Source organism: Segatella bryantii, from assembly GCF_022024215.1.
In the GTDB taxonomy this organism is placed as follows: Bacteria; Bacteroidota; Bacteroidia; order Bacteroidales; family Bacteroidaceae; genus Prevotella; species Prevotella bryantii.
Genome location: NZ_CP091798.1, coordinates 1,143,216 through 1,163,254 on the forward strand (window position 1 = coordinate 1,143,216; position 20,039 = coordinate 1,163,254).

General features: G+C 39.3%; 22 protein-coding genes and 1 riboswitch. Of the genes, 12 read left to right on the forward strand and 10 right to left on the reverse strand.

The window, feature by feature from the left end:
- Positions 1-2: 2 nt before the first annotated feature.
- Entirely contained in the window at positions 3-1,310 is a 1,308-nt protein-coding gene (locus L6471_RS08815) for a TolC family protein (RefSeq protein ID WP_237797710.1), read from the reverse strand.
- Between the two features lie 176 nt (positions 1,311-1,486).
- On the opposite strand from L6471_RS08815, the gene L6471_RS08820 reads away from it, so the two are divergent.
- The 5 genes from L6471_RS08820 to L6471_RS08840 all read left to right on the forward strand — a co-directional run bounded on the left by L6471_RS08820 (position 1,487) and on the right by L6471_RS08840 (position 4,035).
- Positions 1,487-2,293, forward strand: a complete 807-nt coding sequence (locus tag L6471_RS08820) for a helix-turn-helix domain-containing protein (protein WP_237797711.1) — start codon at positions 1,487-1,489, stop codon at positions 2,291-2,293.
- Between the two features lie 144 nt (positions 2,294-2,437).
- The gene (locus L6471_RS08825) at positions 2,438-2,638 is read left to right on the forward strand and encodes a 4Fe-4S binding protein (RefSeq protein WP_074549238.1); all 201 of its coding nucleotides are present in this window, start codon (positions 2,438-2,440) and stop codon (positions 2,636-2,638) included.
- Entirely contained in the window at positions 2,635-3,216 is a 582-nt protein-coding gene (locus tag L6471_RS08830; protein WP_237797712.1) for a 4Fe-4S binding protein, read from the forward strand. Before L6471_RS08825 ends, L6471_RS08830 begins: the two co-directional genes overlap by 4 nt.
- Before the next feature lie 62 nt (positions 3,217-3,278).
- The gene (locus L6471_RS08835; RefSeq protein ID WP_237797713.1) at positions 3,279-3,665 is read left to right on the forward strand and encodes a C-GCAxxG-C-C family protein; all 387 of its coding nucleotides are present in this window, start codon (positions 3,279-3,281) and stop codon (positions 3,663-3,665) included.
- The gene (locus L6471_RS08840) at positions 3,658-4,035 is read left to right on the forward strand and encodes a MarR family winged helix-turn-helix transcriptional regulator (protein WP_237797714.1); all 378 of its coding nucleotides are present in this window, start codon (positions 3,658-3,660) and stop codon (positions 4,033-4,035) included. The genes L6471_RS08835 and L6471_RS08840 overlap by 8 nt, the downstream gene beginning before the upstream one ends.
- On the opposite strand, the gene L6471_RS08845 is transcribed toward L6471_RS08840, so the two are convergent.
- Positions 3,972-4,478 (reverse strand): DUF4186 domain-containing protein, encoded by a 507-nt coding sequence (locus L6471_RS08845; protein WP_074613678.1) that lies wholly within the window; start codon positions 4,476-4,478, stop codon positions 3,972-3,974. The two genes, L6471_RS08840 and L6471_RS08845, sit on opposite strands and share 64 nt — an antisense overlap.
- A gap of 11 nt (positions 4,479-4,489) precedes the next feature.
- Complete coding sequence (locus L6471_RS08850; protein WP_237797715.1) at positions 4,490-5,740, reverse strand: dicarboxylate/amino acid:cation symporter; 1,251 nt, start codon at positions 5,738-5,740, stop codon at positions 4,490-4,492.
- Positions 5,741-5,895: 155 nt separating this feature from the next.
- Here L6471_RS08850 and L6471_RS08855 point away from each other — a divergent pair, with 155 nt between their 5' ends.
- Together L6471_RS08855 and cbiB are read left to right on the forward strand one after the other, a co-directional pair.
- Positions 5,896-6,915, forward strand: coding sequence for an aminotransferase class I/II-fold pyridoxal phosphate-dependent enzyme (locus L6471_RS08855; protein ID WP_006281381.1), 1,020 nt, complete (start codon positions 5,896-5,898; stop codon positions 6,913-6,915).
- Between the two features lie 11 nt (positions 6,916-6,926).
- The gene (gene cbiB / locus L6471_RS08860) at positions 6,927-7,892 is read left to right on the forward strand and encodes an adenosylcobinamide-phosphate synthase CbiB (RefSeq protein ID WP_237797716.1); all 966 of its coding nucleotides are present in this window, start codon (positions 6,927-6,929) and stop codon (positions 7,890-7,892) included.
- A gap of 54 nt (positions 7,893-7,946) precedes the next feature.
- Here the strand turns inward: cbiB and L6471_RS08865 are convergent, their stop codons facing one another.
- From L6471_RS08865 to L6471_RS14180, 3 genes are read right to left on the reverse strand one after another with little or no spacing between them, the layout of a single operon-like run.
- A complete protein-coding gene (locus tag L6471_RS08865; RefSeq protein WP_237797717.1) occupies positions 7,947-8,489 on the reverse strand; it encodes a hypothetical protein in 543 nt (180 codons plus the stop codon).
- Positions 8,490-9,053 (reverse strand): flavin reductase family protein, encoded by a 564-nt coding sequence (locus tag L6471_RS08870; RefSeq protein WP_237797718.1) that lies wholly within the window; start codon positions 9,051-9,053, stop codon positions 8,490-8,492. It lies immediately after the preceding gene.
- A 36-nt stretch (positions 9,054-9,089) separates the two neighbouring features.
- The gene (locus L6471_RS14180) at positions 9,090-10,016 is read right to left on the reverse strand and encodes an NUDIX hydrolase (protein ID WP_317221441.1); all 927 of its coding nucleotides are present in this window, start codon (positions 10,014-10,016) and stop codon (positions 9,090-9,092) included.
- Between the two features lie 409 nt (positions 10,017-10,425).
- Positions 10,426-10,532: riboswitch (SAM-I-IV-variant riboswitch) on the forward strand.
- Between L6471_RS14180 and L6471_RS08880 the strand changes: the two genes are divergently transcribed.
- Positions 10,531-11,082 carry a hypothetical protein gene (locus L6471_RS08880; protein ID WP_027453494.1) on the forward strand — a complete coding sequence of 184 codons (552 nt, stop codon included), beginning with the start codon at positions 10,531-10,533 and terminating at the stop codon, positions 11,080-11,082. Its footprint overlaps the riboswitch before it by 2 nt.
- A gap of 80 nt (positions 11,083-11,162) precedes the next feature.
- Here the strand turns inward: L6471_RS08880 and L6471_RS08885 are convergent, their stop codons facing one another.
- From L6471_RS08885 to L6471_RS08895, 3 genes are all read right to left on the reverse strand, one after another.
- A complete protein-coding gene (locus L6471_RS08885; protein WP_237797719.1) occupies positions 11,163-12,911 on the reverse strand; it encodes a glycoside hydrolase family 43 protein in 1,749 nt (582 codons plus the stop codon).
- 430 nt (positions 12,912-13,341) lie between these two features.
- Positions 13,342-14,076 carry a phosphocholine cytidylyltransferase family protein gene (locus L6471_RS08890; RefSeq protein ID WP_027453492.1) on the reverse strand — a complete coding sequence of 245 codons (735 nt, stop codon included), beginning with the start codon at positions 14,074-14,076 and terminating at the stop codon, positions 13,342-13,344.
- Between the two features lie 41 nt (positions 14,077-14,117).
- Entirely contained in the window at positions 14,118-15,155 is a 1,038-nt protein-coding gene (locus L6471_RS08895; RefSeq protein ID WP_074549222.1) for a pyridoxal phosphate-dependent aminotransferase, read from the reverse strand.
- A 358-nt stretch (positions 15,156-15,513) separates the two neighbouring features.
- Between L6471_RS08895 and L6471_RS08900 the strand changes: the two genes are divergently transcribed.
- The 3 genes from L6471_RS08900 (at position 15,514) to ndk (ending at position 18,092) form a co-directional block, all read left to right on the forward strand.
- Positions 15,514-16,494: a CDP-alcohol phosphatidyltransferase family protein gene (locus tag L6471_RS08900; protein WP_237797720.1), complete on the forward strand. Its 981-nt coding sequence runs from the start codon at positions 15,514-15,516 to the stop codon at positions 16,492-16,494.
- An 11-nt stretch (positions 16,495-16,505) separates the two neighbouring features.
- Positions 16,506-17,549 (forward strand): lysylphosphatidylglycerol synthase transmembrane domain-containing protein, encoded by a 1,044-nt coding sequence (locus tag L6471_RS08905; RefSeq protein WP_094448940.1) that lies wholly within the window; start codon positions 16,506-16,508, stop codon positions 17,547-17,549.
- A 78-nt stretch (positions 17,550-17,627) separates the two neighbouring features.
- A complete protein-coding gene (gene ndk, locus L6471_RS08910; RefSeq protein WP_237797734.1) occupies positions 17,628-18,092 on the forward strand; it encodes a nucleoside-diphosphate kinase in 465 nt (154 codons plus the stop codon).
- Between the two features lie 93 nt (positions 18,093-18,185).
- Here ndk and L6471_RS08915 read toward each other — a convergent pair whose 3' ends face one another.
- Positions 18,186-19,163 carry a GNAT family N-acetyltransferase gene (locus L6471_RS08915; RefSeq protein WP_006281369.1) on the reverse strand — a complete coding sequence of 326 codons (978 nt, stop codon included), beginning with the start codon at positions 19,161-19,163 and terminating at the stop codon, positions 18,186-18,188.
- Between the two features lie 90 nt (positions 19,164-19,253).
- On the opposite strand from L6471_RS08915, the gene L6471_RS08920 reads away from it, so the two are divergent.
- Positions 19,254-20,039, forward strand: coding sequence for a Rossmann-like and DUF2520 domain-containing protein (locus L6471_RS08920; protein ID WP_074549218.1), 786 nt, complete (start codon positions 19,254-19,256; stop codon positions 20,037-20,039).

Genomic DNA, 20,039 nt, shown 5'->3' on the forward strand with positions numbered 1-20,039 from the left:
TTTTACAGATTTCCTGCAGTATACTTCATTTTATAATAAGCATAAGCGATATTAATGCGTGCATCTACTTCGCTCAATTCAGCATCAAGTTTCATGTTACTAGCATCAAGCATATCGGTAATCAGTGCAAGTTGATTAAGATACCGATCGTTTACTACTTGATAGTTTTCTTGAGCTAGCTGTACACTTTTCTGCTGTGTTTCGAGTTCCACATAGCTCTGCAGATAGTTGGTATAAGCAGCCTGAATCTGGTTATTGAGTAACTCTGCTGCTACCGCTTTCTGCTCAGTGGCAGCTTGCGACTGGAGTTTAGCTTGTGATATTTTTTTATTACTCTTGAATAGTGACGACAGTGAGTATTGTACACCAATGCCAACATACCAGATATTCAGATTTTTGTCAATAGGAGGCAGCTCAAAAGTGATCGGTCCATTAAAATTATTCTGAGCTACTACGGCCACCTTAGGTAGCATATCGCTCTTGGCCAATTTTACTCGTTGCTTAGCCATCTGCTCGTTTACGCCAGCCATCGCCAATTGAGGATTTACTCCTAGTGCGGCCGTTTGCCAGTGCTCTTCGCCCTCTTTGTTAAAAATAACTCCAGCTATATCATCTGTAGGTACTATTTCTTCATCAGTTGATATACCTATCGTATTGCAGAGTTGATGATTTAGTATTTTTCTGTTATTCTGCAGTTTGGTGCGATTCAGTTTCAGATTTTCCATCTGCAGCTCATATCGAGTAATATCATTTTTGAGTGCTACTCCCTGTCGCTGCTTCTCCTTAATATTGTCGATAAGTTTTTGGGTAAGATTAATATTACTTTCGAGCACTCTCTCACGATGAGTAATCTTCTCAAGTTCAAGATATTGGCTCAACGCGATAAAACGCTGGTCTTGTACATTTTGCGTTACCCTAATATCTGCCAGATTGGCTCCAAGCTCAGCCAGTTTGATACCAGCAGTAATAGCGCCACCAGTATAAATAGTCTGTTGAGCATCTACGACAAACTGATTACCCCAGTGAGGCGAATCCAAGTTTTGCCAGTCAGAGAAGTCGCGATCCATCATAATAGCGTTACCAATATAGCTGGCACTGAGCTGTACATTGACATCAGGAAGTCGCTCACTTTTGGCAGCCTTAATACCTTCTATGGCAGCTGCTGCTGCAGATCTGCTTGCCTTAATACTTTTGTTGTTTTGCCCTATCAATTCAAACAGCTCATTCATACTCATCTTGCGAGTCTGAGCATTTGCTGATAAGATAATGGCGAAAGTTAACGCCATCGTAGAAATTAATTTTTTATTCATACCATCTTTTTAATTCGTGTGCAAAAGTACTGAGTTTTCTTAGGAGATAGGGAAATAAAATTTCGACAGAATTTGACAATTTGAGAATAATGTAGTACTTTTGTAGCTCTATAATAATACTTTAGTTACTACATTAAACTACCTGAATAACTCTATATAAAACGTAATTTATAGTTATGAACGAAACCATATATACAACCATAGACCATACATCGCTATACCGCGATGTACACGCAATCGATTATGGAGCCATCATCTACTCACACACTGGTAAAGCCTCTGTACGAATCAATTTTGATCATTGGCAACTGCAAGAGCGTGATGTACTCATCTTTTTTCCAGGAGATGTGGTAAAATGGGAACAAGTATCTGATAATTTCTCGGCCGAGGCGATACGTTATAGTTCAGATATACTGCGTTCTGCGAGTTTACATATCGAGCATGCAATATACGAACAACTTAAAGCCGATCGACGCTGTGATTATCGAGAACTCATCGACGAAGTGGTAAACAGTATGTTTCGTATCTTTGCTTTCTATTTTAGAGTAGAGCATTATCAGATGACTGATAGTATAGTAACATTACATCTCCAGGCATTTTTCCTTGGTTTTTATGATTATTTACAATCAAATATTCGAAGTAAAAGTATGGGTAAGAGTACACAGCGTACAGAGGAACTCTTTACCCGTTTTATGCAACTCTTGGAAGACGAATATCATAAGGGGCACGAGGTAAACTATTATGCAGATCGCATGAATATTACTCGAAAATATCTGGGTATTATTGTTAAGAATAAGACAGGGCTTACGCCTAAGCAGATTATAGATGAATACATTATTTTGCATTTGAAACTGAAGATGCGTACTTCTCAAAATAGTCTGAAGCAAATAGCCGATGAATATCATTTTTCAGATCAGAGTGCACTTACACGCTATTTTCGTACACATGTAGGGATATCTCCTCAACAATATCGGCTTAAATAAAAAAAATAAGTAGAGTATATAAATATTTTCCATTGGAAACTTGTTTATTTCAATTATTAATATTATTTTTGCAGATGTTTTCCAGTGGAAAATAATATGCAAGATATTTTAGATAATATATATGTATAATATAGAGATGTTAATATGGGTATTAGTAAAAAAGTAGCAATAGTAGACCTCAGTCATTGCGTAGCCTGTGGCGTCTGCTTGACGGTTTGTCCTAAGGGAGCAGTATCAATTGATCGGGGATGTAATTCCGAAGTGAATGAACAATTATGTGTCGGTTGTGGCAAATGTGAAAAGCATTGTCCTGCTGGTGCCATTACAACTAAATGGAGAGTATGATGAAAAAAGAGAAGAAATGGTATGATTATATGTGGGTCGTATCGGCTGCATATTTTACCTTAGGGTTTTTTAATATTGTGTTTGCCTGGCTTGGCTTAATCTGTATGATTATACCGTTGCTGGTAGCCATTATTGGTGGTAATAAAGCGTGGTGTAATAAGTATTGTGGACGGGGACAACTGTTTATGCTTCTTGGAAATACACTCGGAATTACTACAAGAAAACAGGCGCCTCGATGGATTTCGTCTGTATGGTTTAGAAATGCCTTCCTCGTATGGTTTATGTTCTTTTTCATTGAAATGGTAATGTTGACTGTTGCTGTGGCTCGGGGCACCGATAGTCTGCACGAAACTTTACTTCTGCTTTGGACATTCGATGTGCCTTGGCATTGGGCTTATCCTGTAAGCGTAGAGCCGTGGGTGGCTCAGTTTGCCTTCGGACTGTATGGTATTATGCTTACTTCGCTGATAGTAGGTGTATTTCTTACTATCGTATTTCGCCCACGTACCTGGTGCACATTCTGTCCGATGGGAAATATGACACAGATGATTTGTAAAGTCAAAAATAAAAAGAAGTAATGCCATATTACAAATACTTGAATAGATAAACATTAATATCCAATAAATAAGATACTTAGCAAATGGAATCAAAAGTAAAAGATGCTGTCGAACGCAAGATGAAAGGCTTTAATTGTGCTCAAGCTATAGCTTGCACTTATTGCGATATTGCTGGCATAGACGAAGAGATGATGAAGAATGTGACCAATGCATTTGGCGTTGGTATGGGATGTATGGAAGGTACGTGCGGCTCATTGATAGGTGCCGGAGTTGTCTTGGGACTTCACCATAAGGATAAGGTCAAGGCAATGAAGGCTATGCGCATAATCATGGAGAAGTTTCAGAAACGCAATAGTAGCACGATTTGTAAAGTACTGAAGGGTATAGAGACCAAGAAGGTGCTCCGACCATGTAACGATTGTGTAGCTGATGCAGCAGAATTCTTAGAGCAAGAAATAGCAAATGAATAAAGAATGCTTAAGTTATATTCGAAGTATCTATCGCACGATAGCTTCTTTCGAACAGACCTTACAAAAGCAGTTTGGCCTCAATATCAATGAGGTCATGCTGCTTATCATCGTGTCTGAAAAGATCAATATATCCTCGAGCGAAATAGCTTCAGAAATGGGGTTAACCCCATCTAATGCTTCTAAAGTAATAGCTTCCTTAGAAAAGCGTAAACTCATAGTGCGCCACGCCTGCAAAGAAGATCTGCGGTGTATGAAATTCAGTATTTCTAAGAGTGGCGAAGAGATGCTGGCTCAGATTGACTGTGATCATGTAGAGCTACCAGAACCACTTTTTCGCTTAATCCACTCCATGATGACAGCTACAATATAAGCCTGTTCTGCTGGGGTGAGAAGCCTACCTTTAGGTATATGATGCCATTTCTCCAGACACCCCCGGCAGCAACATCCTGTGGCGTGTTGTGCCTGAAATACAGGATGTACGTGTCGCATAGGCGTCTGCTTGCCATCATTAGGAATATAAGCAGGAGCAAGTCTTTTGGCGATAAAATCGGCTGCATGCTGGCGAATCGTATTCAGCCCCTTCGCCTGGATATAGGCTTTATCTTTGTTGTTTAAGTAGAATCGACTGCGAAAAGTGGATTGGGCCAAACGGTCAAAGAGACGATTAAAATCCTCATTCACATCAGACGATATAATGGGAGAGGTTTCGAGTGCTTCAGCCTCTTTATGGCTTGCTTGTTCATCCTCAAAATCAGACGATGCGAACAAATCGAGTTCCTGTTCGCCCGTATTACTATTTTTTCTTCTCGTCATAGTATTAATATTTATCCATTGTCCTTTTCTGTCATAGCAGCTACACAACTGTCGCTCCACACATTTTCTGCAGTTTCTATCATATCAATAATCGTGTAGATAGGCAGAATGATACCCATGATATTGACAGGTACATTTAGTCCAGACATCAGTGACAGTGTTAGAAAGAAGCACCCCATAGGTACACCTGCATTACCTATTGCAGAAATAACAGCTATAAAAAGCCATACTATCATTTGTATGATAGATAGATGGATACCACCATTCTGCATAACAAAAAGTGAGGTAACAAGAATAAATGCGGCACAACCATTCATATTAATGGTGGTACAAATGGGTAGTACAAATCTTGCTACCTGCTTGGAGATATGAGCTTTGTTTTCTGCGGTTTCAATGGTTACAGGAAGTGTGGCTGCTGAACTCTTGGTAAATAAAGCCATGAGTACTGCAGGCATCATTCTGTTGAGGTGTTTTACAGGATTGATACCTTTGGCTAATAAGAAGAGCGGAAGCACAATAAAAAATTGTATCATATTACCTGCAAGGATAATAGTAACGTATTTTCCCAAGGACTCTGCGGCGACACCAGCAGACACCTGTGCTGATAACTGGGCAGAAAAAGCGACAATGCCTATAGGTAAAGCCCAGATAAGAGCTTTGATGAGCAGAAAAAGTAGGGATTGTAAACCATCTATACCTTTTACCAATATAGACTTATTTTCAGACTCTGGTAACTTGGCTAATCCGAAGCCAACAGCAAAAGCTAAGAGTAACAATGAGAGTACATTACCTTCGAGAAAGGGTTTTACGATATTATTAGGTATAGCGCCAATGATATGATCATGGTAACTCTCATTGCCCATCATCTTCGGAATATCTGTTGCTTCTATATTAGCAAGATCTGCAGGAAGATTACCTGGTTTTACGATTAGATACAGTAATAGTCCCACGGTAGCTGCCATAATCGTTGTAAGCAGTGTATATACGACAGCATGCTTAAATATCCTGCCCGTTTCTCTATGCGTACCAAAAGTTGCAAGAGTTGTGATTACTGCTAAAACAATAGTCGGCACAGCTATCAACTGGAATAGTCGTGTAAAAACAGTAGCTATAAATGTCATCAACTCATTCAGCCAATGTAGCTGAAGCAAGCCCAGTAAAGCTCCAATAATTAAAGCGCTTACCCAAATAATAATTTGTCTTTTATTACTTTTTATAGCTCTTTCTGAATTATCCTTTTTTACCGTTATCTTTTCTGTCATAATGATTAAGATTATATATCCATGTTTTCGTATTTTACAAAGATACTAACTTTTTATGATGTAATCAGATTTTTTTTCTGATTGCTTAAAAAATACCATAGGTGTGGTAAGGATAGGACAAAAAACTGTACCTTTGTAATTAAAAAAGTAAGACAATGATTAATGGACATGGTGATGATGTATATCGATATAATGAAGTGAAGATAAATTTTAGCTCTAATGTTTATGGGCATTTTTCGCATATAGACCTTTTTAGCTATCTTAGCTCCCAACTATATAAGGTAAGCCATTATCCAGAAGCAGCACCTATAACTTTAGAGAAAGAGATAGCTTTGCATTTAGGGCTAGAATCTTACGAAGTGATGGCCACAAATGGAGCGACAGAAGCAATCTATCTGTTAGCACAGACCTTTGCTGAAGCTCACTCTGTTGTCTTTACGCCTACATTTTCTGAATATGCTGATGCCTGCAGAATGCATCGCCATCGTATAACCATGATAACAGAATTAGACCAGATGCCTTCAGATGCAGACATCTTATGGCTATGTAATCCGAATAATCCGACGGGACAAGTTATCCCTAAGAGTATTTTGCTAGATTTTATTTACAAGCATCAACAGCAGACCATCATCATTGATGCCAGTTATGCTTTTTTTACGCGTCAACCCTTACTTACAGTTCAGGAAGCCTCGTTATTTCCACATGTTATCATGCTGCATTCCATGACTAAAGAGTACGCTGTGCCCGGACTGAGAATAGGGTATATTACTGCAGAAGAATCATTGCTCAATAAAGTGAAAGCTTATCGGATACCATGGTCTGTTAATCAGCTAGCACAAGATGCCGGTCGTTATTTACTTCATCATGCTCAAGAATATCAGATAAATATCTCGACATATATGGATGAAGCTCAGCGGGTATACCGATTATTATCTACCATCGATGGACTGCAGGTTTATCCCACAGATACTCATATTATTCTGTGTAAGCTTACTAGAGGCAACGCTGCAGATTTAAAGCAGTTCTTGATGACTCATTACGGTATACTTATCCGTGATGCTTCTAACTTTGCCGCCCTCAGTGAAGCCCATTTTCGTATAGCTATTCAGTTGCCAGAAGAAAATAATTTACTTATACAAGCCCTAATACAATATATAAATAGAACATGCTTTTAGACCATACAATAATGACATTTTTAATACCTCTTCTATTGGGGTGGTTACTTGATTTACTTTTAGGTGATCCTATATATTTGCCACATCCTGTAGTCTATATGGGCCGATGGATCTCGTTCTGGGAACATCATACCAATCATGGCAAGTATAAGAAGACAAAAGGTGCATGTTTTGCCGTTACGAGTATAGTCTTGATATTTGTTTTAGCATGGGGGGTGAAGCGTTGGCTTACTGATGATGAAAAGGTATATATACTTATATCAACCGTTTTTGTATTTTTCAGTCTAGCTGGTCATACATTACGTAAAGAGGTAAAACTCGTATTTGAGGCTTTAGATGAAAGCCTCGATAAAGGAAGAAAGCAAGTTGCCAGAATAGTAGGTCGAGATACCAAGATGTTATCCCGTCAAGAGGTGTGTACAGCTGCGCTAGAAACATTGGCAGAGAATCTAAGTGATGGGATTATAGCTCCATTATTATGGTATTTAGCCTTAGGATTGCCCGGAATGCTTACCTATAAAATGATAAACACTATGGATAGTATGATCGCTTATCGCACAGATAGGTTTAAGAATTATGGTTGCTGGGCAGCTCATATAGATGATATTGCCAATTATATACCTGCTCGTATTACAGCATTGCTAATAGTCATCTGTGGTTACATATATTATAAGGTTAATCATCTAAATACTTCATATACGCTTAGCCAGTTGGCTAAATTTGTCTGCCATTATGGCAACAACCATCTTTCGCCCAATAGTGGATGGCCAGAAGCAGCTTTGGCTGGCATATTGAGTTGTCGATTTGGGGGCACTCACTCATATTTTGGCGAGGATTGTTACAAACCCTTTATAGGAAATAATCCGCGGGTTCTTACCCTAAAAGATATGCACACCAGTATAAAAGTATGTTTTAGAGTAGAACTTATTACAATCATTTCAGTCTTTATTCTTACATTATTTATTTATCACTTTTAGTATAAGCTCAAGAGTATTACTGCTCGAACGGCGAGAAATGCTTGTGTTACTGTGCTATTTTAATTTTCCGCTCAATATTCTATTTCTTACGCATTTTACGGCGGGCTTGTAATAGTCGATTTCCATCGTTTCGAGGGTACGCTTCAGTTCGGCTGACAGTTCGGGGTAGAACCTACACATACGGTAAGCTAGTTTCATACAGACGGCTTGGATGGCAGGCGGCTCCTCTATACGTTTCATTTGGTCGAGACAGAAGTCAAGGAAGTCGGTGCGTAAGTCGTCTACTTCCATCTTTTGTCGCTCTATTATATAAAGTGTCAATCGCCTAACAGATAAGTTTTTCGTCCGCATGGCCTGATCTATAAGCGTGGAGAGTAGTTCATGTAGCACGGCCAGTTCTTTCTTACGAGCTTTTGTCAGTATCCACAGGGCATTTCTCGTCACTAACTCATCAGAGTTGAGCGCATAGATACGGGTAAATGCAAGAAAATCGTTTCCTGCTTTTACCCGCTGATATAACTTGTGTGCATTACATTCACTACGCGTCTGTCGTAGTTCATCTATATTGATGAGTGTGTAACTGTCAGTTTTATTCATTCAAATAACATCTTTGCCTATAGCAAAAGCCTTACCCACAGCCTTGCCTAGCTGAATATAGTTATGGTGTACAGGGTCGAGAGTAATTAAATTCATCTTCTCTACATCAGGTTTGCCGTCTTCAGCCAGATACTGCTCATCACAGAGGATATTAACGATTTCACCAATCAAGAAATAGCCTGTCTCGCTTTCATCGATTTTCTGCCTAACGCGGCACTCCAGTGTCATAGGAAAATCTTTAAAGAGCGGAGCGTTCACGTGAGGAGCTTTCTCTATAGTCCAGCCTGTTTTCTCCATTTTATCGGATGTTTTTCGGCCACTTACGATGCCAACATAGTCAGCAGTCGCCATAGTGTCGGCAGTGGCAAATGTCACCGTAAACTCTGCGTTTGTAGCTAAATTATCTGTTGTCTGGTGAGAACCCAGTGATATCATAATATCCTTCAGATCCCACTGGCCACCCCAAGCAGCATTCATCGCATTAGCTTTACCTTCTTTATCGTAGGTGCCTATAACAAGCACAGGTTGTGGTAGCATCCACGCAGTAGATTTAAAACTTTTCATAATATGTAATATTTTTGTTAATACAATATATCATTTTTACTTGTGGCCGACTTTGCAAATATAGCATGCAAAAGCGTCTCTTATGATGTCTGCGTGATCGAAAGCGAGACGTGGCAACTCTGTAATCGAGAACCACTGTGCCTTGGCGGCATCGTCTTGACCTTTCACGTCTATAGGTGCATCGATAATAGCCAGATAGGCCACCGTTAGAGTACGTCCTCTTGGATCACGATCTATCTTAGAGTATGTACCAATTTGCTCAGCTGCTGTCACTTTTAGACCTGTCTCTTCCTCCAGTTCTCTGATAGCACATTGCTCAACAGTCTCATCCATATTTAAAAATCCGCCAGGGAAAGCCCAACACCCCTTATAGGGATCTCTACCACGTTGTATCAGTAGCACCCTGGGCTTAGCTTCTTTTGTGATTACAATACAGTCTGCCGTTAATGCAGGTCGAGGGTAATCGTACACAAAGTAATTCTCTTTATGCCCCCTTATTGCAAATTCGTTTATCTCGTCGGCTATGATTTTTTCAACATTGCGATTGGAGTTAGGCATTTTTTCCTTATATTCGATGTCGTTATCATGCAGCATTTTTTTTAGATAAGCCGAATATACCTCTAAATCTCTGATTTTCTGCTTTAAGAGGCGTTTTTGTAATACTCTTTTTGGGAAAGTTCTGACTATCAAACCTTTCAGCCTGTTGATTTCAGATTGCTGCTGATTAATAATAGCCATCTTTTCATGATATGTTTCGTTCCATTCATGGACAGTATCAAGTTCCTTCTGCAGCATTACATTTTCTTCTTCTAGCCCTTTCGTATACTTGGTGAGTTGCTCCAGCCTTTTTATGTCTTTACGATAGGACTCGATTATATATTTCATCCTTACCTCGTAAGGAATATCGTCATTGAATACTTGGTGTGGTTCTATTTCGTTGGTCATTTTTATGGTGTCTAACATGTTAATTTCTCTATCAAGGCAGTTTGTCTGATATGTGGCACAAAGGTATAAATTTTTCTTCGAATAATTTCTTATCCGACCAACATTCATTTTTTATAAAATATTAAACTTTCTTATTTTTCGGGTGTTGGTAGTAATCTGTTTTTTACTTCGCTTAGTTTATATACAGCGATTTGCTTATCCTTTTAATGTATTTAGATATAAGGGGGCTCCATGCACCTGGTGGTATCTAGAGCCGCTAAAGTAGCTATCAAAATACTAATGATAATATACATAATAGTCTTTCATGTTTCCTTTTTCCATAGTTTTATGTGTGTTACGTCGATTTAGATACCTATTATATGCCATAAAAAATGGCTAATAAATGGTATTTCCGAATAGGGAAGAATAGCTTATCTTTGTAGTCGAAAATAAATATCAAGAGATGCAACGTGTGTTGCCACCAACCGAGCTTACTATAGCGTAGCCACGGTGGGATATATGATGTGAGTGTTTTAACTAAAAAAGAAACGTTATGAGTGCAAAAACTATTTTAAGTATCGGTAAAACGGTCAGAGTTAATTTTGACGGGATAGAATTAATAGGTAAAATTAGTTACATTTCAGCATCTTCTATCGAAGTACAGATGACTGTACCTTTTAAGGGGGTAAGACTGAGACGTGACTTAGAGTATTCGGCATCAGAGACTTATAGTTATCTCGATGAATATGGTGTCGAAACTGCTCATGATTTGCTTAGGCAGATATATCTCAACTGTCAGAAAATTATACTCGAAGAGGATTATATTCGCGATGCTTATCCTGATTACTTGGAGAGAAAGCATATTTTGTCTCGACAACTGGCCTCGCTTCATGAGAAGTATGATAGTGAGGAAAGCCGTACTGTGGCCGATGAATTATCATTTGAGTATCTTGAACATTTATATCAATTGCATTCTCTCGAAGAGTCTATTCGCGATTTATCGGTAAAGTTAATACTATTGCCTGATAGAATATTGCGAAATGGTAACATTCCTTTAGGGTTTGTGCGTACGGCCCTTCATCCACTATTGGGTTTACGTGTGTAAACATTAAGAGCTGAGATTCTTTCTCAGCTCTTAATGTTTTTTAGCTTTATATATAGCTCGTTTGTATTGATGGGGAGGGATTATTTTGTAAATCTGATCCAATCTATGTCTAAGAAGGCTGCATCATTCTTAGACTCTGGGCGCATATTGAAGAATCCAATTTTAGCACCTACCCATTTGCCTTCTTTTACTTCGAACGGTGTACCCATCTTGCTGTATTTTTTGCCATCAAGACTGTAGTAGAATTGTGCATGACTCTTAATGTTATTGCCAATGCCACTACTCTTTACTTCTGCTCTAACATATACATCTACTGTGCCCATTCTAGGCTGTGGTATGTCGTCTACTGCATATTTTTGGGTGTATGGCTTGGCTTGCTTTACCATCTTTACCGGTATTTCGGCTATTGTCTTTTCGGCTTTGCCTTTTTGTGCTCCAAGGCAGGTTACGTATCGCAGTACGCACCCATTCTCTGTAGATACAAATTTCAGGGCAGCATAGTCTAGACCTTTAATCATAAAGCCAGCTTCTTCGCCCTTCTGCTTGTATGATGGATTTGGAATAAACTTTAGTTTAGCAGTAGCTGTAAAGTTCTCTGTTGGTAATTTCTGCATCAAAGCATTTTGAAGGTCTGATAAGTTTTTATAGTTGTCAGGTGCCTGTACACCATAGAGGCGAAGTTTGCTTTTTGCCGCATCGCAGAAGTACCAATATTGACTGTAGGGGCCTTCAAACTGCCACTGCAAACCTAATGTAGTAGAGTTAAAATCGTCATCTTCGGCTGGCTGAAAATTACCACTTGATGGCAGATTAGGTTTCTTCCAAGTTAGTACAGGGTCGCCACAGCCGTCTCCATCTTTGTCCTCACCGATAACAAGCCAGTCGTTTTTCCATCGTGCTGGCTGTAGGTGTACTACGCGCCCGTAAGCGTGCTTATCCTGAAAATGCAAAAACCAGTCTTCACCATTCTGAGTGTCTACCCATGCCCCCTGGTGTGGACCATTAATCTTAGATTTGCCCTGCGCCAAACCAACATATTCTTCGTATGGGCCATAGGGATTCTTGGAGCGGAGTTCTACTTGCCAACCATATTTGACACCTCCAGCTGGTGAGAAAATGTAGTAATAGCCGTTACGCTTATAAAACTTTGTTCCCTCGATAGTAGGTTGATCTTCGTGACCGTCGTATACAATTTGAGACGGACCGATAACTTTGGTACCGTCTGGAGACATAGGGGCTACGAAGAGTACTGACTTTACTCCTGCTCGTGAACCTGCACATCCGTGACTGAGATAGGCTTTGCCATCTTCATCCCAGAGTGGACAGCAGTCGATAAGACCTTTACCTTTCATTACCCATACAGGCTCAGACCAAGTTTCACGCGGATTTCTAGTCTTTGTCATGAAAAGTCCCTGGTCAGGATCGCCACAGTAGATGTAAAACCAGCCATCGTGATAACGTATGGATGGGGCCCATACATAGTTGCCATGCTGTATCTTCTTATGCCAGTCGAGGTCGGTACCTTGATACTCTGGTAACACAGGGTAGCCATCCTTGAAGGCTGAACCTATTAGTTCCCAGTTGACGAGGTCGGTGGAGTGTAAAATCTGTAACCCCGGGAAATTAGCAAATGAAGAAGAAGTCATATAATAGTCGTTGCCTACACGACAAACATCGGGGTCGCTATAGTCAGCATCGATTATTGGATTTCGATATTTACCACCTGGTAAATTCGGATTCCAAGTATTTGATGGTGACTGAGCTTTCATGGGTGTGGTATTAAGCAGAAAACTGGTCATAGCCACAACCATATAAGTAATTCGTTTCATATTATAATATTATTGTGTAAAATGATTGATTTGTTTGTTAGAATTCAAAAGCAAATTTACTAAAAATGTCCGAAACAGAGTCGTTTATCGTTTATTATTGTTCTTATCTAAACTACAAGTGATAATATTTCCTCATAATATGACAATCTTTACTCTTTATATATGTTGTGACTTTTATCTTCGAAAGATATATATGGACTTGTTATTCTGTTAAAGACATAATAGAACAATTTGCTTGAAATTTCAAAAAATGAAATATGATTAACAGAAAGAATAAATTCACTATCGAGGGGGAGGAGGAATAAAAAAAGAGAATGTGCCTAAAAATATAGACTCATCCTCTTTTATATTATAATAAGGTGGGGTCATTTTTCATGAATACGGTGAATAATAATTTAACCGAACCCCAAGATATAGACTCTAATGATGATTAGTATAATTCTGCCGGTATTTTGTCTTTGGCATTATTAAAGTCTTCTACAGTGTCTAATTCGCATGAAAAATAGCGGGTTACATCGATTACACGATAGCTATGACCTTGTGGAATAAGTCGTTCAAAAGCTAATTCGTAGAATTTGTTTTCAAGATGTTCCTGATTCATCATGACTTCAAGTTCGTGGTAAAGGGCTGTAGAGTAGGCTTTACCGATTTTCTCTATACCAAGACTTTCACCTGCAGCATCGGCTACGTTACAGGTCTTACTAATCTCTCGGATTACACCTTTCTCGTCGATGACTACCTTCATCTCTTCTTCTCCCAATTCGTGCTTGATAAGGGTGAGTACATTGTCGGCATCGCAGGCAAGTACTTCTTTCACGATATTGGCATCGTAGAGCAAATCGCTATCGAGTAAGAGAAAATCCTGATTTTCAGCTTCTGGGCGAGCCAGCCATAGTGAGTAGATATTATTGGTGCTGCTGTATACTTCGTTGTGAATATACTTCACACTGATGCTGTCGCCATACTGCTGAGCTACAAAGTTCTCGATCATCTCATGGAGATAGCCGGTTACGATGACAAATTGATCGATGCCATTCTGGATAAGGGCATCCATGCTTCGTTGCAATAGGCACCGCTCACCAATTTGGAGCAGACACTTTGGGGTGTGCTCTGTAAGTGGGCGTAGACGCGATGCTGTGCCAGCTGCTAATATTACTGCTTTCATATCGATCGTGTTATGACTTTATTCTGCTATTGTTGTACATCTTATAGAGCAGTAGCAATACGTTTAATGGTGTCTACCACTACCTGAATCTGTTCGCGACGACCAAGAGTAATACGAAGGCAGTCTTCGAGACCTTTATCAGTCATGAATTTTATCTTGTAGTTTTGAGCCTTCAGTTCTTCTTGTAATTTCTCCTTAATAGCAACAGGGTATTTCACAAGAATAAAGTTGGCTACACTCTTATATACCTTAAAACCTGGAAGATTGCCGAGTTCACTCTTGAAGAGTTGTCGATCCCATTCCATATCATTAGCAACACTACGATAGTGCTCGTCACTCTCGAGAGCAGCTAAAGCTACAGCCTCGCTAAAGCGGTTATAGCCTAAGTACTTATTGGCATAGTTTAAGAAGTCTTCATTGCCTTTACCGATGAATCCGAAGCCCATGCGAAGCCCAGGAAGACCGTAAAACTTAGATAATGTACGCGAAATGATAAGATTGTGGTGTTTGTTAACCAGTGGAGCAATATAGTCTACATCAGAAGTGATGAAAGAGGCGTATGCTTCGTCTACCAAGATCATGGTGTCTGAAGGTACATTATCGGCAATGCGACCGATTTCTTCTGATGTGAGAGAGTTACCTGTAGGGTTGTTAGGAGAAGCTAACAAAACCATGCGTGGGTGGATGCGGTTAGCGTATGCGATAACTTCATCGACATCATATGCAAAGGTGTCACCTGTCTCATAGAGTGGGTACATCTCGAAAGTTCCGCCGCATTCGCCAGCGATACGGTTATAATACCACCATGAGAATTGTGGTATCATAATGGTATTGTTGTCGCCCTTAGACAAGTAGTAGTGTACGGTGTTTTTCAGTATATCTTCACCACCATAACCTAGTAGTACCTGCTCTTCTGGTACACCATAGATTTCACTCAACCGTACTGATACTACACTTTTCTTACCTTCGTCGTAAATACGGGTGTAAAAACAAAGAGTCTCAGGGTCAAAACTCTTAATAGCATCGATTACCTTCTGAGAAGGTTTGAAATTAAATTCGTTTCTATCAAGAAAATTCATATTTATATCTTATATTTTTGTTATCACTCATGTTTTGGCTTATATGGCCCGATGGTTACTTGTCGATTATTAGTATGCACATATTACAGGCTTATCTTCTCGTACAAGCACGGCAAAATTACTAAAAATATATTAAATGAAGGGTTATTTTTATGCTAAAACTGCTTGGTGAGGTGTAAATTATTAGTATAGACGGGGAAAAATGACTATTATTGATGAAAAATAGACCATTTTGTGAAAAGATATCTTGTTTTTCGCTTGGATAGTTAGTTACAATAAACAAATATTAACAATTATAAGGGGTATCTTTCAGCTAATATCCGTAATTTTGCCTTACAAAACAAAAAATTGATAAAAAATGAACGAAAAAGTACAATCAACACTAAAGTCTTCTGAGACTGAAGACTGGCTTGATTATCATTTTGTACGACCTCTTAGTTATTATTGTGCTGTAGGTTTTGCGAAGTTGGGTGTTCACCCGAATATGGTAACGATCATGTCGATGATCATTGGTGCGGCTAGTACCTATTTTTATGCACATGGATGTTATTATTATGAAGGTATGGAGGGTTTGGTGTATAATCTTATCGCCATTTTCCTACTTATTTGGGCTGATATATACGATTGTACCGATGGTCAGCTGGCTCGTATGACAGGCAAGAAGAGTCAAATGGGACGTATCCTGGATGGGGCTGCGGGATTCGTATGGTTTGTGCCTATTTATCTTGGTTTGGTATATCGATTCTATAACTATCATGAAATAGAGTTTTCGTGGTTGGATATCGATAATACGATGGATAATACCTATATCGCAACGGGAGTAGTATTCGTGCTCGCTCTTATTTCTGGATTTCTTGGTATGGGTGGTCAGCAGAGATTGGCTGACTACTATATTCAGATACATCTTTTCTTCTTAAAGGGTGAAAAGGGTAGTGAGCTTGATAATTCTGCACAGCAGCAAAAGCTCTATGACGAGACTCCGTGGAAGGGCAACCTTATTTGGAAGTATTTCCTAAAATCATATGTGGGCTACACGCAGAAGCAAGAGAAGGCTACTCCTGAGTTTCAGAAGCTGATGGGTAAGCTTAAGGATAAGTATGGATCGGTAGATAAGATACCTGCAGAAGTGCGTGAAGAAATTCATCGTAACTCATTGGCTATCATGAAGTGGAATGGGTTGCTTACCTTTAATTTCCGCTCAGGAATGTTCTTTATCTTCTGTCTACTTGATATCCCTGTAGCCAACTTCCTGTTTGAGATTATCGGTATGTCTTTGCTTACCTATTATATTAATCATCGTCATGAGGCTTTCTGTAAGAAGATAGCTCAGAACTTGTAAAGCCATCAGTTATGAAGTTAACAAAACAAGGGCTCAATAATCTCTTTTTTATCCTCGGTATAGCAGCAGTAGTCATTATGCTCTTTACCTTTGATGTAAGTTTCGTGGAGCTATGGGGGCATCTCAAAAGAGCCGGTTATTGGCTTATTCCAATTATTGGTATTTGGGTTGTCATCTACGGCATTAATGCATGGGCATGGTATTGTATTATTCAGGGTAATAAGAGTGATGATGAACATGTTAGTTTCTTAAGAGTTTTCAAACTGACCATTACTGGATATGCGCTTAACTATGCTACACCAGTTGGTGGTCTTGGCGGTGAGCCTTATCGCATCGTAGAGTTAACGCGCAATATGAGCAAAGAACATGCAACCTCATCCGTTATTCTGTACGCGATGATGCATATTTTTGCTCATTTCTGGCTCTGGTTTACCTCTATTTTCTTTTATCTTGGGCTGGTCGTTATTGGTGATATGCCGATGAATGTACCTACAGCAACTGTACTGGCCATTATTGCTGTATTTTGTAGTATTGCTTTTTATTTCTTCAGTAAGGGTTATCGTAACGGTTTAGTCGTAAAATTAATTAGATTAATCGGTAAGATTCCTGGCTTAAAAAATTGGAGTTTGCGATTCCAAGCTAACCATGCTGATACTCTACAGCATATAGATCATCAGATAGCAGCCTTGCATGCTCAGGAAAAGAAAGCCTTCTATAGCAGTTTGTCACTGGAATATCTATCACGTATCGTGCAAAGCCTAGAGATCATGTTTATGTTACTCCTTTTCGGCATTGATTGTGGTGGAGGTTTTAGTGGACTATTTCTTACCTTTATGCATTCCATCTTGATACTATCGTTTACCACATTGTTGGCTAATCTAATAGGCTTTCTTCCAATGCAGTTGGGCGTGCAAGAGGGAGGCTTTGTTATTTCGATAGCCACCATGGGGTTATCAGCGGCCTTGGGTATCTTTGTCAGTATCATCTGCCGTGTGCGAGAGATTATCTGGATATTTATTGGTATCATGCTGATGAAAGTTGGAAACAATGATTAAACAATTATTATTTGGAGATTAATTTAAATATTTGTATCTTTGTCAGCAGATTACAATAATCCTTAATAAATTATATTCATAATGGAAAAAACATTGGTTATCTTGAAGCCTTCATGTGTAATGCGTGGATTGATAGGTGAAGTGTTAACAAGATTCGAACGTAAAGGCTTGCATTTGATTGGTTTGAAAATGGCTCAGCTCACAGACGAGCAACTTAGTGAGCACTATGCTCATCTTGCAGGCAAACCTTTCTTCCAGATGTTAAAAGATGCTATGATGGCAAGTCCGGTTATCGTATGTGCATTCGAAGGACTTGATGCTGTTGAAGTAGTTCGCTCTATCACGGGTGCCACCAATGGTCGTAAGGCAGCAACTGGTACTATTCGTGGCGACTTCTCAATCTCTGGTCAAGAAAATATTGTGCATGCTAGCGATAGTGTAGAAAATGCGAAGATAGAATTGAAGAGATTCTTTAAGGATGATGAATTCTTTGAGTATTCTACACCGATGATGCCATTCTTATATGCGGGTGACGAGGTGTAATTACTAAAGTGTAGTTGCTATCATACATAATAATAAGTATAGGGCGTACCTTTTCTCGTAGGGTACGCCCTATTTTTATGCTGTTTAAGACAGTTATTCGCGATAAAGCCACGAGAATAGTCGGTTGAGCCATGCCCACCAAAACTTAAACCAGCGGTATTTAGCTACAGGTTTACCTCCAAAACTAAGGATAAAACTGCGAAAATGATTTTTGCGGAATGGTAACCCCACATCCATAAAATAGATATGATCACATTTACTAGCTTGCGCATACTTGATAGCGCCCCATACTGTCATAAAGTTAGGATGATAAAGTAAGAAACGCCTTTTCTTGGAAGCTAGATACCATAAAAAGGCATTGTTCTCGCTAAATACAAGCGCACATCCGCCGATAATCTTATCGTGTATTTTTGTAATCAAGATGCGAGCATTCTCGTTTTTTCGAAGTTGTAAAAACTGCTCCTTAGGTGGTATATATCGGCGAAGTCGTGTAGCGCTAAAACTTTTGAGCATCTGATAGAAATTGTCCAGGTCCTCCGGGGTTTTTGCTTCGTAAGTCGATACGCCCACTTGCTCCAGGCGCCTAATACGCTTTATCTGCTTGTTGGTAAGCCGCTCTTCTGGTGTATGACTGTGGAGTGAATTGTGTACTTCTTGCCATGGTATCGGAAAATAGCCATTGCGACGGAACACACCATAACCAAACATTTTAGGGTGAATATCCGAAAATTCCATGTAAAAACATAGATGCCATCTGAACTTACGATTTATAGCCTTAACAAATAGATCGAATAATTCTTCCTGATTAACTCCCGCTGCATATTCCCCCTTACCATATACACGTACATGGGTATATATATAAGGTGGAAGTAATGAACCTCTATGGCGAAGGGTGGCTAACAGATGGGCAATGATTTCGCTTTGCTCATTATAAGCGACGAACATGTAAGGTGAACAGCCTGGACTCTGCGCTGTGATATCGAAGAGTTCTTTGCTATGAAAAAATTTGCGGCTGGATAAATGGGGCAAATCTTTAGCTTTTGTAAATATTTTAATGGTTACACCTTTCATAATGCAAAAATACAAAAAATAAGTGAAGTGCACTCATATTTATGATGAAGAATTATTATCTTTGTGGTACAAAGAATGAAATATTAATTTATGAAAGTTATTTTTATCGGTGCGGGAAATCTCGCAACAAATCTTGCCAAAGCTTTATTGCAGGCAGGTCATGATATTATTCAGGTATATAGCAGAACCATGGAATCGGCTCAAGCTTTAGCTACATTGGCGGGTGGAGCGCCTACTACTGATATTACGTCGGTAAGGGCTGATGCAGACCTCTATATATTGTCTGTAAAAGACAGTGTACTGGCAGAATTGATTCCTAAGGTATGTGCTGGGCGTGAAAACAAGGTGTTTGTACATACTGCTGGTAGTATGCCAATGAATTTGTTTCAAGGTATGGCGCTTCACTATGGTGTACTTTATCCTATGCAATCATTTTCGAAACAGAAAGAAGTAGATTTCTCTGTGATACCGTGCTTTATCGAGGGTAATGATGATTATACACTTCAGCTACTTGAAGAATTTGTACATACATTTTCAGATCGATGCTATCAACTGTCGTCTGAAGATCGTAAATATCTACATCTTGGTGCTGTATTTGCTTGTAATTTTGTAAATCATTGTTATGAACTTTCGTCTGAAGTGTTGCAAGCCCATGGTATCCCGTTTGACGTCATGCTACCATTGATTGACGAGACTGCACAAAAAGTACATCATCTGTCTCCAGCTGACGCCCAAACAGGTCCCGCCCTGCGTTATGATGAGAATGTAATCAGATCACAATCGCTACTTCTCAAGGATAATCCACTTATGAAAGACTTATACGATCGCATGAGCGTTAGTATACATCGTACGGAATTAAGAAGAAAGGGTGAATGA